Source organism: Bradyrhizobium sp. Crot121 (genome assembly GCF_059512385.1).
The window spans coordinates 1-499 of the sequence record NZ_JCAMOR010000343.1 but is presented as its reverse complement, the minus strand read 5'-3'; the positions used below and the strand labels follow the sequence as shown (position 1 = coordinate 499).

Here is a 499-nt window from a genome sequence, read left to right as displayed (position 1 = left end):
GCCGCGGCGAGCATCCGATTGTCGCATTTCCGCCAGTTGAACCGCGAGATCTCCTGGCACATCGCTTGCTTGACTTGAGACCGGGACCGTCGCTTCCCGCGCGAAGCAAACTTGTGAGGACAATATGCTGGGAATTGGAAGTAAGTTGCCGCCGTTCGAAATCACAGGCGTGAAGCCCGGTTTTCACCTGCACGACGAGAGCGCGCAGAGCGCGTTCGAGCCGCTGACGAAAAACAGCTTCCCTGGGAAATGGAAGATCATTTTCTTCTACCCAAAGGATTTCACCTTCGTCTGCCCAACCGAGATCGCCGAGTTTGCCCGGCTGTCGAAGGATTTTGCCGACCGCGACGCGGTCGTGCTGGGCGGCTCGACCGACAACGAGTTCTGCAAGCTCGCTTGGCGACGCTCGCACAAGGACCTGCACCATCTGCCGATCTGGCAGTTTGCCGACACCAAGGGCGGGCTGGTCGATGGTCTTGAAGTGCGTTCGCCGGACGGC

At 59.5% G+C, this 499-nt stretch carries 1 protein-coding gene; it reads left to right on the top strand.

Translation table 11 applies throughout. The annotated features are described in order from the left end of the window. Positions 1 to 124: 124 nt before the first annotated feature. A partial coding sequence (locus tag AC5ZGW_RS46880) for a redoxin domain-containing protein (protein ID WP_496114235.1) occupies positions 125 to 499 on the top strand: 375 nt, incomplete at its 3' end.